Origin of the sequence: Vibrio sp. 947, from assembly GCF_033339115.1 — a bacterium.
GTDB classification, from domain to species: domain Bacteria; phylum Pseudomonadota; class Gammaproteobacteria; order Enterobacterales; family Vibrionaceae; genus Vibrio; species Vibrio alginolyticus.
Genome location: NZ_JAWOTX010000014.1, coordinates 76576 through 92275 on the forward strand (window position 1 = coordinate 76576; position 15700 = coordinate 92275).

At 44.8% G+C, this 15700-nt stretch carries 14 protein-coding genes; 9 read left to right on the plus strand and 5 right to left on the minus strand.

Features of this window, described 5'->3' with window-relative positions; all coding sequences use genetic code 11:
* Positions 1–77 precede the first annotated feature (77 nt).
* From R7Q39_RS17665 to R7Q39_RS17675, 3 genes are all read left to right on the plus strand, one after another.
* A complete protein-coding gene (locus tag R7Q39_RS17665) occupies positions 78–1100 on the plus strand; it encodes a hypothetical protein (protein WP_047009803.1) in 1023 nt (340 codons plus the stop codon).
* Between the two features lie 6 nt (positions 1101–1106).
* A complete protein-coding gene (locus tag R7Q39_RS17670) occupies positions 1107–1472 on the plus strand; it encodes a hypothetical protein (RefSeq protein WP_053350348.1) in 366 nt (121 codons plus the stop codon).
* 259 nt (positions 1473–1731) lie between these two features.
* A complete protein-coding gene (locus R7Q39_RS17675) occupies positions 1732–2703 on the plus strand; it encodes a TAXI family TRAP transporter solute-binding subunit (protein WP_005388171.1) in 972 nt (323 codons plus the stop codon).
* Positions 2704–2996: 293 nt separating this feature from the next.
* Here R7Q39_RS17675 and R7Q39_RS17680 read toward each other — a convergent pair whose 3' ends face one another.
* The 5 genes from R7Q39_RS17680 to R7Q39_RS17700 all read right to left on the minus strand — a co-directional run bounded on the left by R7Q39_RS17680 (position 2997) and on the right by R7Q39_RS17700 (position 7894).
* Complete coding sequence (locus tag R7Q39_RS17680; RefSeq protein WP_047102688.1) at positions 2997–3767, minus strand: sulfite exporter TauE/SafE family protein; 771 nt, start codon at positions 3765–3767, stop codon at positions 2997–2999.
* A gap of 81 nt (positions 3768–3848) precedes the next feature.
* A complete protein-coding gene (locus R7Q39_RS17685) occupies positions 3849–4364 on the minus strand; it encodes a hypothetical protein (RefSeq protein WP_064353969.1) in 516 nt (171 codons plus the stop codon).
* A gap of 279 nt (positions 4365–4643) precedes the next feature.
* Positions 4644–6170: a tripartite tricarboxylate transporter permease gene (locus R7Q39_RS17690; RefSeq protein WP_005388177.1), complete on the minus strand. Its 1527-nt coding sequence runs from the start codon at positions 6168–6170 to the stop codon at positions 4644–4646.
* 19 nt (positions 6171–6189) lie between these two features.
* Complete coding sequence (locus R7Q39_RS17695) at positions 6190–6684, minus strand: tripartite tricarboxylate transporter TctB family protein (protein ID WP_005388179.1); 495 nt, start codon at positions 6682–6684, stop codon at positions 6190–6192.
* A 238-nt stretch (positions 6685–6922) separates the two neighbouring features.
* Positions 6923–7894 carry a tripartite tricarboxylate transporter substrate binding protein gene (locus R7Q39_RS17700; protein ID WP_238854697.1) on the minus strand — a complete coding sequence of 324 codons (972 nt, stop codon included), beginning with the start codon at positions 7892–7894 and terminating at the stop codon, positions 6923–6925.
* 266 nt (positions 7895–8160) lie between these two features.
* On the opposite strand from R7Q39_RS17700, the gene R7Q39_RS17705 reads away from it, so the two are divergent.
* The 6 genes from R7Q39_RS17705 (at position 8161) to prpF (ending at position 15675) form a co-directional block, all read left to right on the plus strand.
* Positions 8161–8559, plus strand: a complete 399-nt coding sequence (locus R7Q39_RS17705) for a GFA family protein (protein ID WP_053304399.1) — start codon at positions 8161–8163, stop codon at positions 8557–8559.
* Between the two features lie 264 nt (positions 8560–8823).
* Positions 8824–9537: a GntR family transcriptional regulator gene (locus R7Q39_RS17710; RefSeq protein WP_005388183.1), complete on the plus strand. Its 714-nt coding sequence runs from the start codon at positions 8824–8826 to the stop codon at positions 9535–9537.
* A 12-nt stretch (positions 9538–9549) separates the two neighbouring features.
* Positions 9550–10446 carry a methylisocitrate lyase gene (prpB, locus tag R7Q39_RS17715; protein ID WP_005395068.1) on the plus strand — a complete coding sequence of 299 codons (897 nt, stop codon included), beginning with the start codon at positions 9550–9552 and terminating at the stop codon, positions 10444–10446.
* A gap of 132 nt (positions 10447–10578) precedes the next feature.
* Positions 10579–11721 (plus strand): 2-methylcitrate synthase, encoded by a 1143-nt coding sequence (gene prpC, locus R7Q39_RS17720; protein WP_005377283.1) that lies wholly within the window; start codon positions 10579–10581, stop codon positions 11719–11721.
* 156 nt (positions 11722–11877) lie between these two features.
* Entirely contained in the window at positions 11878–14469 is a 2592-nt protein-coding gene (gene acnD / locus R7Q39_RS17725) for a Fe/S-dependent 2-methylisocitrate dehydratase AcnD (protein WP_318076506.1), read from the plus strand.
* Between the two features lie 9 nt (positions 14470–14478).
* Complete coding sequence (gene prpF / locus R7Q39_RS17730; RefSeq protein ID WP_017633776.1) at positions 14479–15675, plus strand: 2-methylaconitate cis-trans isomerase PrpF; 1197 nt, start codon at positions 14479–14481, stop codon at positions 15673–15675.
* Positions 15676–15700 lie beyond the last annotated feature (25 nt).

A 15700-nucleotide genomic window follows, 5' to 3' on the forward strand; every position in this document is an offset into this window, starting at 1 on the left:
GTTTGACACAACTAATTTCTTTTTAAGACGGCAAGCTTACTAGTGTGGATATGGATCAGCAACATTGAGGAGTAACAATGGATATTTCATCACACAAAAAGGATATGGCGATACATATAGTCGAAAAAACGATGTCAATAGATCGGCTAATAATGATCATGTATAACTCACCAGATAAGATAGTTTACGAACACTTTAGAGCTGTTAACCCTCATTTGAAAGATAATATGGTTAAAGTTGGACAAGTTGTTTTGCTATCTCCAGCTAACTCAATCGAATGTACGCTAGAGGAAGCTCAGTTTTTGAGTCTTGCAAATGCAGTAGATAAATCTCTTATGGAATTAGATCGAGCTGAGCGTGAGATCCTCGTAAAACGCTATGATTTTTTATCTAATGTTGCTAGCTATAACGGTTTGCTATTAGGGGTTAGTAATAATGTGTGGAATTCTCACGTAACTCAGGTTAAGTCAATCCTAAAAGATATCGAAAAAACTTACATATCAAGTTTTAACCGTAGTGGAAATTTAAATAACCAACAATTTTTTTCTAAGCGTAATATACAATTTCAGCGTTTAAATACAGCTTTAAAAAGGTTTGGACAGCCAACAATAAATGATAATTTACTTGCCGGTGATATTAAGAAAAACTTGGGCTTAAGTAGCAAGAGTATTCTTCATCGCTGGGGAAAGCAGCAAGGCACGGTAACTGCCATTCCTGATTTTGCCAAAAACTATGCAGCAGTTGCTAAAATGTCACGGAATTTAAAACGTGTTGGTTATGTTAGTATCGCTTTGACTGGAGTTGAAGCTGCGGCATCTATCGAGAAAGCGTGTACTGTAAAAGACGAAAAACAATGCACTGAAACCAAGTACTCGCAAATAGGCAAGGCTTCTGCGAGTATTGCGGGAGGAACTGCTGGAGGCATGCTTGCTACATGGGGAGTGTGTACTTTAGTTTTTGGATTACCATCAGGTGGAACTAGTGCTTTTTGGTGCTCTGTTGTAGCAGGAGGCACTGGGGGATACTTAGGAGGAAAGTATGGAGGTTCGACTGGTGAGTATTTGGGAACAGAATTATATAAAACTCAACTTAATAAGTAGTCGAAGATGGAAGATATCAGTTTAGCATCAGATTTAGTGATTTATCTGACTACGGTTGGAATTTTAGGTATATTTACTTGGGTTTTGTTTGTTATTTATTTGAAATCCAAGTGGTTGAAGTATCTTGAAGATGCTCTTGATAATGGAGTTCGATACTACACTCTGAATATATTCTTATCAGGTCACGGAGTACTACAATATGGAACTGTTTTTCTGAGCACTTTTCATGCGAAACGATATAAAATGTTAGAGAAGAGGGATAAGGTTCCAGTTCATATTCAACGATTGTTTGTTCTCTCATTCGTATTATTTATTTCAAGTGCATCATGTCTTTTGGCTGGAGTTATAATTCATCATATTTATATAGAATAAAGGTTATTTAACAAGATTATAGTAATTTGACCTGAGTATTTCTATTTAATAGATAATTTAGAATGGACATATCAGTCTAAAGATTTAATTTTCTAGACTATACGGTTTACGCTTATATAGAGCCATTATATAACGGCAGAATATGCCGATAAAATGGTGATTACTAAGCTAACCGCCAAGGATGAGAACTTAAACGTTATCAAATTGTTAACGATTGCTATACTTAAACGGTCATCAACACAAGTAAAAGGGATGTTCAATGTTTAAGTTTAAGCAAATCGCACTTGCGGCTTCTTTGGCTGCACTCACAACAGGCTTTTCTGCGTCTGCGGAGGAAACGTTTGTCACGATTGGTACCGGTGGCGTAACAGGGGTTTATTATCCGACTGGTGGCGCTATTTGCCGCTTGGTTAACAAATCGCGAGAAGATCACGGTATCCGTTGTTCGGTAGAAAGTACTGGGGGATCGATTTATAACATCAACACTATTCGTGCTGGCGAATTGGACCTCGGTATCGCGCAATCAGACTGGCAGTATCATGCTTACAAAGGAACCAGTAAGTTTGAAGAAAGCGGGCCTTTTAAAGAGCTACGCGCCGTATTCTCCGTTCATCCAGAACCGTTTACTGTCGTTGCACGTAAAGACGCGAACATCAAAACTTTTGATGATTTGAAAGGTAAGCGCGTTAACATTGGTAATCCTGGTTCTGGTCAGCGAGGTACTATGGAAGTGCTAATGAACCAGTATGGTTGGAGTAACGACGACTTTAAGCTTGTCTCTGAGTTAAAAGCAGCAGAGCAATCAAAAGCACTTTGTGATAACAAAATTGATGCGATGATTTATACCGTTGGTCACCCAAGTGGAGCGATTAAAGAAGCCACTACGTCGTGTGATAGTAATATCGTAACGGTAGCTGGACCTAATGTAGAAAAACTGGTTGCAGACAACAGCTTCTATCGTGTCGCAAATGTCCCAGGTGGTATGTATCGTGGCACAGATAGTGATGTTCAAACCTTTGGTGTGGGCGCGACGTTTGTTTCTTCTACTGCGGTACCAGAAGATGTGGTTTATAACGTGGTTAAAGCGGTATTTGAAAACTTCGATGATTTCCGCCGTCTCCACCCAGCGTTTGCAAACTTGAAGAAAGAGGAAATGGTAAAAGACGGTTTATCTGCGCCTCTTCACCCAGGTGCGCTCAAATACTACAAAGAAGTAGGGCTGATTAAGTAAGCGTTACTTTCTCTTATTATTGATGTAAAACGCCATCTTTCTCGATCAATGCCACTCGTTTAACCGCGAGTGGCATATTTCTATTTCTCGTCATCCTGTACAGCGACGAAGGAGCGTGATACAGGATCTTCTATCCGAGCACTTTGTGATCAAAATGGTTTCATTAGCCGCTCAGTGTAGTGCTATTAGATTCCTAACCTCGCTGGAGTGACACAAAAAATCGTTAAGCTATCTGCATTAATCTTTCGCGCTGGTGTTTTTGTAGGATTGTTATCCACTTGTACAAGTTTTGCTTAAACATAAACATCAATGAAAAAGTAGATAGTGATGAGAATAGAAGAAAGAGCAACAAACCCTTTAACATGATTGGGATTCAGTTGACGAGAGACACGAGCTGCAAGATACCCACCTACCAACGTACCGACCAAAACAACACTACCTGTGTGCCAGTCAATGGAGCCATTGGCAACAAAAATCACGATAGCAATGAGTGAAACACACGTAGATACGAGCAATTTCAAACCGTTCATTAAATTAATGTCTTGGTGGCCCGCTACTACCAGATAGCTCAGAACAATAACCCCTAAACCTGCGTTGAAAAAACCACCGTAAGCAGAGACACCAACAAGTAATAAACCCAACGCGATTGCTCCGAGTATGCCAGCATGTTTGTGCTCTTTCGCGACAGTTTTGATTAGCATTGTTAAACGAGAACCGGTGAGAAAAAGCACGGTGGCAAATAAGAGTAACCAAGGGATAGCTTCCATAAATAGCGATTCTGGCGTGTTGAGCAACAGATATGCTCCGACAGCGCCGCCGACTAAACTGAATGAGACTGTGAACAGCAGTTCATGCTTGTTCTTCATGATCTCTTCTCTGAACCCGACGGCTCCGCTAATGTAACCCGCACATGAAGCATACGTGTTTGTTGCGTTAGCCATAATAGGAGGAACACCTACTGCCAATAGAGCCGGAAAAGTAATAAAGCTTCCGCCTCCTGCTATGGAGTTAATGATCCCACCAATTACGCCAGCAATGAATAAAAGTGAGAGTTCTAAAAGCATAAACAATCCTTGTTATGTTCTTTTTCATTGTTAGAGCTTCAGATGCTCTAACCCACATGCTCTAATGTTCTGATATGAGGTTTACTTTACCCGCTCTAAAACAAAATTGTTCAGTTCTGTAACGTTTTTGATGACATGAACGGCTTTACTTTGAGAGTACCCTTCGAGGCGATACATAAAGTCATCATTCCAGAATGCGGGGCATTGCTGAAGAACTTTGTAGCTTTGTAACGTTCCTTTCAGTACCGAACTACCATCAGGCCAACCTTCAGGTTTAATGAATAGTCCTTTAAGGAGACGTTTCGTCACAAACCAATAGCTTACTGAGTATGGTAGATCAATATAAATGAGAGTATCGGCTGCATCTAAACGAGCGTTGAAAGAGCTGATCGGTCCAAGGCCATCTATAATCCAACGATCTGAGCTTAGTATATTGCTATGGGCTTCATCAAAAACGTTACGCTCAACGGGATCACCGTTTGGTTTATAGACTATTGAATCTAATTGATGAAGAGGAAGACCGGTAGCCGACGCGATTACTTTACTTACCGTCGATTTTCCACTGCCGGGTTTACCAAAAACTGCTATTTTTTGCATTGTGACCGCCTCCAAGAGAGCTTTTCCCATACGGTAGAGACAGAAAACCCACCGCTATGGGTGGGTTCGATAAATACTGAGCGCATCAAAAAATCCCACCATTCCTATGGAATGATGATAATTCGTTGGTTAAGTTGCGCTAAGTGTGTGTTCATACAATCACCTTCATATAACGACACTGATTTGTCAATACCATCTGTACAACAAGCGAACGATTTGGAAGGGGGAAGATAAAGCCATCACGATGGATGGCTTTATCTAGGTTGAAAGAGACAGCGATTACTGCTCAACGCTGACTGGCTGTGCTTTAAACTTTTGAATCAGCTTTACGATTAGTGGACTTGCCAATACCAATACAGCTAAAACAGTAAAGGTAAGGGTAATAGGGCGCTCCCATAGGAAACTCAGTTCTCCATCTGAAATCATTAATGCGCGGCGTAAGTTCTCTTCCATTAATCCTCCAAGGATGAAGCCCAGCAATAAAGGTGCGAGCGGGAAGTTAGCGAGCCGAAGTGCAATGGCAGCCATAGCAACAATCAGCATCACGAACACATCCATAGTGTTAAAGGAGACCAAATAAACCCCGGTGATTGAGAAGAATAAAATCATCGGTAGAAGCACCGTTCTTGGAACCGCCAAAAGCTTTGAAATGTACGGAATCAACGGTAAGTTCAGGATCACAAGTACGATGTTGCCGAAGTACATGGAAATGATCACTGACCAGAACACATCTGGGTGTTCAACAAACAGGCGAGGGCCAGGTTGAATACCATAAGCGATCAGCGCACCGAGCATTATTGCTGTTGTACCAGAGCCCGGAATACCAAGCGTTAATAGCGGTACAAATGAACCACTAGATGCTGCATTGTTCGCAGACTCTGGCGCAACCAAACCACGTATACTGCCTTTACCGAACTCATCCTTTTTCTCTTTAGGTGCGAGGTTGCGCTCCATACCATAGCTTAAAAAAGCAGCAATGGTTGCCCCTGCGCCAGGAAGAACGCCAGTGAAGAAACCTAATATTGAAGAGCGAATTGAAACAGGCGCAACATCTTTGATTTCTTCCTTGGTCACTTTCATTGAGCCAATGTTGCTCAGCTTTTCTTGTTCTTCATCGCTGGTGTCTTTTGATGGTTTAAGGATGCCCATCAGTGTCTCACCCAGTGCGAATGTCGCCATTGCAAGCAACAAGAAGCTAAAGCCATCCATTAAATCCGTTAAACCGAAGGTAAAGCGTTCAACGCCTACGCCTTTATCGATTCCAACTGTAGATAGCATCAAACCAAGAATGGTCATCATCCACGCTTTGATTACCTGACCTTTCCCCGCAAAAGCCGCGACAGCTGATAACCCAAGTAGCATCAACGCAAAATAGTCCGACGATTGGAAGCTAAGGGAGACGCTAGCCAATGCTGGTGCGGCAACAAGCAACATAATGGCAGATAGCGTACCGCCAGTGAAAGACGAATAAGCTGCCAAAGCTAATGCTTTACCTGCTTGGCCTTTTTGGGCCATTGGGTAGCCGTCAAATGCTGTGACCACGGTTGAAGAACAACCCGGCGCGTTAATTAAAATCGACGATGTAGAGCCACCAAATACCGCACCGTAATAAACACCCGCCATTAAAATAAGGCCAGAGGAGGGCTCTAGGCCATAAGTAATTGGGATCATCAAAGCAATGGCTGAGATCGGCCCAAGTCCAGGTAACATGCCGATAAATGTACCGACGAAGCAACCAACGATCACCATCATAATGTTCATTGGCATTACTGCGGTGGATAAACCTTGTAGAATTCCATCTAACATAATTCAGTCCTTTCTTTGACTACCAGATGGTGAAAATCAAACCCGGTTCGAGATAGATGTCCAAACCTTGAGTGAGTAATAAGTAGAACGCGATCACGAATGGAAACGACGCGCCAAACAGAACGGGTTTACGTCTTTCCCCGAGCAGATAAAAGCCAGCCAATAAAAAGAAGCCAGTAGCTATCACAAAACCTAAGTAAGTCAGGCCCACGCCGTAGAGCGCCATTAAAATTAAAAAGGCAATCAGTAACTTCCAATTGAAGGTCAGCACTGCGCCACTTTGTTTATCTGGTTGTCCTGTCACCAGCAATAGCAAAGAAAGGCCGACACCAACGTAAGTCAGGATGGTTGGCAGAGTACGTGCGGTGAATGGTTCATACTCATCACCTGGAAACAATGGAATTTGTGAGGTTTGATAACCGTAGCAAAGACAGAAAAGTAGAAAGATCATTGCGCCGACGCGGTCACGACAGAGTAAATACTCTTTGGTGAAAAAGTTGGTTGAACGAGGCATATTCAACTCCTAACAAAAGTAAAAAAGACCGCATATGGACGTCAATGAATAAACTAAACCATTAACAATTAAGCATTTCGCTGCTAGTCGAGCCGCTTTGGGTATATAAACAAAGGAGTGTGCATGCCGATTGTCGACAATGTCCATATGCGGTGAAACTTAGAGTGCAAATACAATGGGGAAATACCAACCTACGTTGTTCATTGAGGTTGGTATCTGAGGGACCCCAATTCGACTGTTACTTCAGGAAGCCTAACTCGCGCATTAAGTCACCCATCTGTTGCTCTTGATCTTCAAGAAACGCGAAGAATGCTTTATCCGCTTTATAGTTGTCGATCCAACCATTGCGGTCTCGAACGACTTGCCATTCGTCGGTGTTATACATTTTAGTAAATGCGGCATTCCATTCATCTAGCTTTTCTTGGCTTGTGCCTGGTGCTGCAAAGAATCCACGCCAGTTAGCAAAGACAGTTTCATTACCATATTCGGTGAGAGTTGGAATGTTAGGCGCAGCTTCTAAACGTTTTGGTGCTGTAATCGCTAACACTTTCACTTGCCCAGACTTAGACATTTCGAGTACTTCACCTAACCCTGTAGAGAGCAGTTGTGTTTCGCCTGAAAGTAGGGCAGCCATGGCTTTTCCACCTGCATCATAGGCAATGTAACGAACTTTGCGCGCATCAAAACCTTCACCTTTGAAAGCCGCTGCTATAACCAAATGATCCATAGAACCACGAGCAGAGCCACCAGCAACCTTCACTTTACGAGGGTTTTCTTTAAAAGCTTTAACGACATCTTCCCAAGAGCTATAAGGAGAATCGGCTGATGTAACAATGGCGCCATAATCGGCAACCGTTGCGGCAACAGGAGTCAAGTCGCGGAAAGATTGTGGGAAGATCCCACTGAGCGAGCGAACGACGATCGGTGTTGAGTTCACCATGAGTGTATCTTCTTGACGATCAGCCGTTTCAATCAAATGTGCGATTGCTTTGCCACCGCCACCACCAGATAGGTTTTGAAATGATACGGTTTCGACGATGTCCGACTTTATTAATACATCACCAGTACCTCGGGCGGTCATGTCCCAACCGCCACCGGCACCTCCAGGGATAAGAAAGTGCATTTTTTCAATATCTGCAGCAAGAGCGTTGAATGAAAATGAAGCTGCGATGATTGAAGCGACGAGCGTTGGTTTGAGTACCTTTAACATGTTCACGTTCCTTATGTTAGCGACTCTATTTAGTTGAGCCTTATTGTTTTTGCTCAGTTGTCATGCCTTGTAAGCGTTAAAGCTGAACTTGGTGTAAAGGTTAATTAAGTGTTAAATATCTGTCTGTAAAAGAGATATAAAGAGAATATTGAGCATTTCGGTTATTTTGTTCATAAAGTTCACGGCGAGAAGTTGGTGTTAGGTCACGCGGCTTTACGCTTTGGTAGGCCATAATAAAATGACGGAAAATGAACGAGGAAAATAGAATGAAAGGGACGTGTTTGTGCGGCGCAATTGAAGTCATCGCTGAGGTTAAAAATGAGGTTAGCCTGTGCCATTGCTCTATGTGTCGAAAATGGTCGAGTGGCGCACTTCATGCGGTGCATTGTGGGCCTAACGTGACGTTTAAAGGTGGCGAACCTAAACGTTATCAGTCGTCAGACTGGGCGGTGAGAGGTTTTTGTGGCGAATGCGGCACAAACCTTTTCTATCATTTGTTGCCGACAGGTGAGTACATTCTTTCCGCTGGTTTGTTCGATAACCCAGATTTCAAACTCACTTTAGAGATTTTTACCGATGAAAAGCCAGCTTATTATGACCTCAATTCCGCTTCACAAAAGATGACTTCGCAACAAGTCTTTGATCAATTTGTACCTAAAGAATAGTTTTTTATCCGATTATTGTTCGAAAGCTGAGCTTTTAGTTTTTAGATCATAAGCTTAAAGGTTTATAAGTTGTTGACAATGTGAACTCACCATTCTTTATTTCTGCTAAAAACGGCACTTAATAGGCATTTTAGGCCAATTTAAATTACGACCTTAGTCTAAATTGTCGACAATTTGCTTGATTGTCGACACTTTGATCGACTACTTTATATTCAGGTTAAGAAATTGTAGACATTTCGATGTCGGTAACAAGAGTATCTGAATATGAACTCTGAGTTGAAAGCTCGTTATAAAGTGCTGGGTTCTGAGAAAGAACACACCAAATCCGAAACGCTGACCGAAACACTCATTGAAGTCATTGTTAATGGCGACGTGAAGCCTGGCCATAAGATATCAGAGCCTGAGCTAGCAAAGAAATATCAAGTCAGTCGTGGGCCTTTGCGTGAAGCATTGATGCGCTTAGAGGGGCTAGGGCTCATCGAGCGAATTCCTCATGTTGGGGCTAGAGTGACCACTTTTTCTCCGGAAAAGCTGATAGAACTTTATGCCGTTCGAGAAGCATTGGAAGGCATGGCGGCAAGGTTAGCTGCGCGACACATTACGCAAGAAGAGCTCTTAAGCTTGGAAATGCTATTGTCGACACACTCCAAGCATATAGACCAAATGGAAGGCGCGTCTTACTTCCATCAACATGGTGACTTTGATTTTCACTATCGCATCATCCAAGCGAGCAGAAACAGTAAGTTAATATCTCTGCTGTGTGATGAACTCTATCACTTATTACGGATGTATCGTTACCAGTCGCCACGTGCACAATCTCGCCCGAATGAGGCGCTCACCGAACACAAATTCATTTTGGAAGCCATTCGCAATCGCGATGAAGAGCTTGCAGAAATGTTGATGAGAAGACACATATCAGGAAGTCGAAAGCTCATCCAATCTCAAATTATACATGCAGAAAGTTTAGACAAAGACTAGAAGGAATTCGTCATGAGCTTAACACCGGGAGCGAAATTCAGACTCGCCATTGAACAAAATAATCCACTACAAATTGTCGGCACTATAAACCCGTATTGCGCCATGATGGCAAAAAACTTGGGTCACCAAGCGATTTACTTGTCTGGTGGCGGTATCGCAAATGCGTCATACGGATTGCCGGATCTCGGTATCACAACATTAAACGACGTTTTGGTTGATGTTGACCGTATTACTAACGCATGTGATTTGCCTCTTTTGGTTGATATCGACACGGGCTTTGGCGGTGCATTTAACATTGCTCGCACGATCAAAGCGATGGAAAAAGCGGGCGCGGCAGCGGTGCACATGGAAGACCAAGTCGCACAGAAACGTTGTGGTCATCGTCCGAACAAAGCAATAGTCAGCCAGCAAGAGATGGTTGATCGTGTAAAAGCCGCGGTTGATGCACGCAATGATGAAAGTTTCGTGATTATGGCTCGTACTGACGCGTTAGCTGTTGAAGGCATGGACAGCGCAATCGAGCGCGCGATTGCGTGTGTGGAAGCTGGCGCAGACATGATCTTCCCAGAAGCGATGACCAAGCTGGACCAGTACCTTCAGTTCTCAAACGCACTTGAGCAAGCAACTGGAAAGCACGTTCCTATTCTGGCCAACATTACCGAGTTCGGCGCAACGCCACTGTACGGCTGCGATGAGCTTGCAAAAGCGAAAGTCGATATGGTGCTTTACCCATTAAGTGCGTTCCGTGCCATGAACAAAGCTGCTGAAACGGTCTACAAACATTTGCTAGAAGTGGGTAATCAGGAAGCACTGGTTGATTCGATGCAAACACGTAAAGAGTTGTATCAGCACCTGAATTACCACGACTACGAAGACAAACTTGACCAGTTATTCTCTGAAGGGAAATAGCGGGGGAAAAGCAAAAATAAACGGAAGCCCAAGAAAAAGATAATCGGAATTTATCTCATCTAATAACGTGAAATTCGTTTGGCTAAAAACACCCCAGAGAGGGAAAAGTCAGACAGAAAAGGAGTTCAAACAATGTCTCAAACTGCAGAAAAGAAAGCAGAATTAGGTGGCGCAGGCCTTCGTGGTCAAAGCGCAGGAAGCACAGCTTTATGTACTGTCGGAAAAACGGGAACTGGTCTAACTTATCGTGGATACGATATTACTGATCTTGCGAACAACGCACAGTTTGAAGAAGTGGCTCACCTTCTGTTACGCGGTCACTTGCCGAATCAACAAGAACTCGATGCATACAAGACACACCTACTCAGCCTTAGAGGTTTGCCAGCCGAGCTAAAACAAGCTTTAGAGTTAATTCCTGCAAGCGCACACCCAATGGACGTAATGCGCACGGGTTGTTCTGTATTGGGTAACCTAGAGCAGGAAATGAGCTTCGAGGAGCAACTGAAAGCAACCGAACGTATGCTAGCCTTGTTCCCTGCCATCATCTGTTACTGGTACCGCTTTAGTCATGATGGCGTGCGTATCAACACCGAGGATCAGACTGAAGATTGCATCGGTGGTTACTTCTTACGATTACTTACAGACAAAGCGCCATCTGCGCTGCACAAACAAGTGATGCATTGCTCGCTCATTCTTTATGCTGAACATGAGTTTAATGCTTCTACATTCGCAGCACGCGTTTGTGCATCAACGTTGTCAGACATTCATTCTTGTATCACGGCAGCAATCGGTACGCTTCGTGGGCCACTTCACGGCGGCGCAAACGAAGCGGCGATGGAAATGATTGAAGATTGGCAAACGCCCGATGAGGCGGAAGCGAACATCATGAAAATGCTAGCCAATAAAGACAAGATCATGGGATTTGGTCATGCAATTTATCGTGAAAGTGACCCTCGCAACGCCTTAATAAAACGCTGGTCCAAAGAGCTATCGAAACAAGTTGGTGATACACATCTATATGCGGTTTCTGAGCGTGTTGAATCAGTGATGAAGCGAGAGAAAGGTCTGTTCTGTAATGCGGACTTCTTCCATGCATCGGCTTACCACTTCATGGACATTCCAACCAAACTATTCACCCCAATCTTTGTGATGAGTCGTTTAACGGGCTGGGCTGCACACGTTTATGAGCAACGTGCCAATAACCGCATCATTCGCCCAAGTGCTGATTACACGGGCCCAGATCATCAAGAATGGGTGCCTATCGAGAATCGCTAGCGCGAAGGTCAACGAGGGCATTATATGCTTTGGTTGACCACCTCCTTCCTTTGTCATTCTCTCTAGCAGAGGAAGGAGATCCTCTCATCACTGTGTTTCTGGAGCAATGGAAAACCTTGATGAAGGCAAGATGTAAAGACTGAATGGAAGCAAACCATGAACACAAATATTAATACTCAATATCGTAAGCCGCTTCCGGGAACTCAACTGGATTATTTTGATGCACGCGAAGCCGTCAATGCCATTTCTCCTGGAGCCTATGAAACACTCCCTTATACCTCTCGCGTGCTAGCTGAGCAACTGGTCCGTCGCTGTGACCCGAACACATTGACAGATAGCCTGAAACAGTTAATTGAACGCAAACGCGATCTTGATTTTCCTTGGTATCCAGCACGCGTTGTTTGTCATGACATTCTTGGTCAGACCGCTCTAGTCGATTTAGCGGGTCTACGCGATGCCATTTCAGATCAGGGCGGCGATCCTGCAAAAGTGAACCCAGTGGTTGAGACACAATTGATCGTTGACCACTCTTTAGCGGTTGAACATGCGGGCTTTGACCCTGATGCCTTCGACAAAAACCGCGCGATTGAAGAGCGCCGTAATGAAGACCGATTTCACTTTATCGAGTGGTGTAAAACAGCGTTTGAAAACGTCAGCGTGATTCCAGCTGGGAATGGCATCATGCACCAAATCAACTTGGAAAAAATGTCTCCTGTGGTACAAGCAAAGCAGGGCATTGCCTACCCAGACACCTGTGTGGGTACGGACAGTCACACACCTCACGTAGACGCTCTTGGTGTTATTGCGATAGGTGTCGGTGGTCTGGAAGCAGAAACCGTCATGCTTGGCCGACCATCAATGATGCGTCTACCAGATATTGTCGGTGTCAAACTGACGGGTAAACGTCAACCGGGCATTACCGCAACGGATATTGTCCTCGCGATTACTGAGTTTCTGCGTAATGAGCGTGTGGTATCTTCATATCTTGAATTCTTCGGAGAAGGCGCACGTGATCTAACGATCGGAGACCGCGCAACGATTTCAAACATGACACCAGAATACGGCGCAACAGCTGGCATGTTTTATATTGATGAGCAGACCATCAATTACTTGAAACTAACTGGTCGAGATGAAGAACAAGTTGCTCTAGTAGAAAATTACGCAAAACAAACCGGTCTTTGGGCAGACGATCTTGATAGCGCCGTTTACGAGCGCGTACTTGAGTTCGATTTATCATCAGTTAGCCGTAACTTGGCTGGTCCGTCAAACCCTCATCGTCGTTTACCAACTTCTGAGTTGGCACAGCGCGGTATTTCTGGAGCGTGGGAAGAGAAAGAAGGCGAGTTGCCAGATGGTGCAGTGATCATCGCTGCTATTACCTCATGTACGAATACCAGTAACCCAAGAAACGTGGTTGCTGCTGGCCTTGTCGCGAAGAAAGCCAACGAACTTGGTCTTATACGTAAACCTTGGGTGAAATCGTCTTTTGCTCCGGGTTCTAAAGTTGCACGCTTGTATCTGGAAGAAGCGGGCTTGTTACCAGAGCTAGAGAAGCTTGGCTTTGGCATTGTCGGTTACGCATGTACAACTTGTAACGGTATGAGTGGTGCGCTGGATCCAAAAATCCAACAAGAGATCATCGACCGTGATTTATATGCGACAGCGGTGCTTTCTGGTAACCGTAACTTTGATGGTCGAATCCATCCGTACGCCAAACAAGCTTTTTTGGCTTCACCACCATTGGTTGTCACTTATGCGCTAGCGGGTACGATTCGTTTTGATATCGAGCGCGATGCATTGGGCACGGACCAAAACGGCAAACCAATTTATCTCAATGATTTGTGGCCAAGCGATGAAGAGATCGATGCAGTTGTCGGTACTCATGTTAAACCTGAGCAGTTTAAGCAAGTTTACATTCAGATGTTTAAGCTGAATGATCAAGAGCAAAATCCCAACCCGCTGTACGACTGGCGTCCGATGAGTACCTATATCCGCCGACCACCGTACTGGGAAGGTGCGCTAGCGGGAGAAAGAACATTGTCTGGCATGCGTCCATTGGCGATTCTGGGCGACAACATCACCACTGATCACTTATCACCATCCAACGCGATTCTCGCAAGCAGCGCAGCAGGTGAATACTTAGCGAAAATGGGTGTGCCAGAAGAAGATTTCAACTCTTACGCGACTCACCGTGGTGACCACTTAACGGCGCAACGCGCGACCTTCGCTAACCCAAAGTTGTTCAATGAAATGGTGAAGGAAAACGGCGAAGTCGTGCAGGGATCTCTGGCGCGTGTAGAGCCAGAAGGGCAGGTGGTTCGTATGTGGGAAGCGATTGAAACCTACATGAATCGTAAACAACCATTGATCGTGGTGGCTGGCGCGGATTACGGTCAGGGGTCATCCCGTGACTGGGCAGCAAAAGGCGTTCGACTGGCAGGCGTAGAAGCCATTGTTGCTGAAGGCTTTGAGCGTATTCACCGTACTAACTTGGTTGGCATGGGCGTACTACCACTGCAATTTAAGTCAGGCGTTAACCGCAATACGCTAGAGCTGGATGGTACGGAACTTTACGACGTGGTTGGAGAAATCAAGCCGGGCGCTGATTTAGCGCTGGTTATCACACGCAGCAACGGCGATAAAGTCGATGTTCCGGTTACTTGTCGCTTAGATACCGCTGACGAAGTTCACGTGTACAACGCAGGCGGTGTTCTGCAGCGTTTCGCGCAAGATTTCTTGGCACAATAAGGAGTGCGTATGTCAAATAATACTCCGAATCAAACAAGCCAAATAAAAGTGCCCGCGACGTACATGCGTGGCGGCACGAGTAAAGGTGTCTTTTTCAACCTAGAGGATTTGCCTCAAGAAGCGCAAGTGGCTGGAGCCGCACGTGACAAACTGTTGTTACGCGTTATTGGCAGCCCTGATCCGTACGCGAAGCAAATTGATGGTATGGGGGGCGCGACGTCAAGCACCAGTAAAACAGTGATTGTTTCGCGCAGCAGCAGAGCCGATCACGATGTTGACTACTTATTTGGCCAAGTGTCGATCGACAAACCATTCGTCGATTGGAGTGGTAACTGCGGCAACTTGTCTGCCGCTGTCGGTCCTTTCGCCATTCATGCTGGTCTGATCCCACAAGACCGCATTCCAGAAAATGGAATTGTGACGGTGCGTGTTTGGCAAGTGAACATAAGCAAAACGATTTTGATTCACGTGCCAATCGTCAATGGTTTCGTCCAAGAAACCGGAGAGTTTGAACTCGATGGTGTCACGTTTCCAGCGGCAGAAATTCAAGTGGATTTTGTTGATCCTTCCGATGGCGAAGGAAGTATGTTCCCAACGGGTAACTTAGTTGATGATTTGGTGGTGCCGGATGTGGGTACGTTCAACGCGACCTTTATTAACGCGGGCATACCAACCATTTTTATTGATGCTGAATCGATTGGATATCAGGGCACCGAGCTGCAAGACGATATCAACAACGATGACACAGCATTAGCGATGTTCGAATCCATCCGCGCATATGGCGCGTTAAAAATGGGCCTGATTTCTGATTTAGAAGAAGCTCAAACACGCCAACATACGCCGAAAATAGCGTTTGTTTCTAAACCGAAAAGTTACCTGTCTTCAAGTGGTAAAGCCGTAAATGAGTCGGATATTGATGTGCTTGTTCGCGCGCTGTCGATGGGCAAGCTTCACCATGCAATGATGGGAACAGCAGCCGTTGCTATCGCTTCTGCTGCGTGTGTGCCCGGAACGTTAGTGAATTTAGCCGCTGGTGGCGGTGAAAAAGAGTCCGTGACTTTTGGTCACCCGTCAGGAACGTTAAAAGTTGGGGCACAAGCGAAGCAAACTGAGCAGGGCTGGGTGGTGCAAAAAGCCATCATGAGCCGAAGTGCGAGAATACTAATGGAGGGATTTGTGCGTGTACCCTCTGATGTCTTTGAGTGAAAAGAACGGTCTTTGAATAGAACGA

Excerpts from the sequence above, each read along its gene's own strand:
- R7Q39_RS17665 (WP_047009803.1), top strand. The coding sequence starts at position 78 with ATGGATATTTCATCACACAAAAAGGATATGGCGATACATATAGTCGAA.
- R7Q39_RS17670 (WP_053350348.1), top strand. The coding sequence starts at position 1,107 with ATGGAAGATATCAGTTTAGCATCAGATTTAGTGATTTATCTGACTACG.
- R7Q39_RS17675 (WP_005388171.1), top strand. The coding sequence starts at position 1,732 with ATGTTTAAGTTTAAGCAAATCGCACTTGCGGCTTCTTTGGCTGCACTC.
- R7Q39_RS17680 (WP_047102688.1), bottom strand. The coding sequence starts at position 3,767 with ATGCTTTTAGAACTCTCACTTTTATTCATTGCTGGCGTAATTGGTGGG.
- R7Q39_RS17685 (WP_064353969.1), bottom strand. The coding sequence starts at position 4,364 with ATGCAAAAAATAGCAGTTTTTGGTAAACCCGGCAGTGGAAAATCGACG.
- R7Q39_RS17690 (WP_005388177.1), bottom strand. The coding sequence starts at position 6,170 with ATGTTAGATGGAATTCTACAAGGTTTATCCACCGCAGTAATGCCAATG.
- R7Q39_RS17695 (WP_005388179.1), bottom strand. The coding sequence starts at position 6,684 with ATGCCTCGTTCAACCAACTTTTTCACCAAAGAGTATTTACTCTGTCGT.
- R7Q39_RS17700 (WP_238854697.1), bottom strand. The coding sequence starts at position 7,894 with ATGTTAAAGGTACTCAAACCAACGCTCGTCGCTTCAATCATCGCAGCT.
- R7Q39_RS17705 (WP_053304399.1), top strand. The coding sequence starts at position 8,161 with ATGAAAGGGACGTGTTTGTGCGGCGCAATTGAAGTCATCGCTGAGGTT.
- R7Q39_RS17710 (WP_005388183.1), top strand. The coding sequence starts at position 8,824 with ATGAACTCTGAGTTGAAAGCTCGTTATAAAGTGCTGGGTTCTGAGAAA.
- prpB (WP_005395068.1), top strand. The coding sequence starts at position 9,550 with ATGAGCTTAACACCGGGAGCGAAATTCAGACTCGCCATTGAACAAAAT.
- prpC (WP_005377283.1), top strand. The coding sequence starts at position 10,579 with ATGTCTCAAACTGCAGAAAAGAAAGCAGAATTAGGTGGCGCAGGCCTT.
- acnD (WP_318076506.1), top strand. The coding sequence starts at position 11,878 with ATGAACACAAATATTAATACTCAATATCGTAAGCCGCTTCCGGGAACT.
- prpF (WP_017633776.1), top strand. The coding sequence starts at position 14,479 with ATGTCAAATAATACTCCGAATCAAACAAGCCAAATAAAAGTGCCCGCG.